We start from the raw sequence: 223 nt of genomic DNA, 5'->3' as shown, positions 1-223 counted from the left end.
GATAAGGGTTGCGCTCGTTGCGGGACTTAACCCAACATTTCACAACACGAGCTGACGACAGCCATGCAGCACCTGTCTCAGCGTTCCCGAAGGCACCAAAGCATCTCTGCTAAGTTCGCTGGATGTCAAGAGTAGGTAAGGTTCTTCGCGTTGCATCGAATTAAACCACATGCTCCACCGCTTGTGCGGGCCCCCGTCAATTCATTTGAGTTTTAACCTTGCG

At 52.0% G+C, this 223-nt stretch carries 1 rRNA gene; it reads right to left on the bottom strand.

Features of this window, described 5'->3' with window-relative positions:
* A 16S ribosomal RNA gene (locus WFO64_RS22665) occupies nucleotides 1-223 on the bottom strand; the annotation flags it as partial.

Source organism: Pantoea sp. AS142, assembly GCF_037152305.1.
In the GTDB taxonomy this organism is placed as follows: Bacteria; Pseudomonadota; Gammaproteobacteria; order Enterobacterales; family Enterobacteriaceae; genus Pantoea.
Note: the sequence above shows the minus strand (reverse complement) of the source record. Positions and strands in the feature narration are given on the sequence as shown.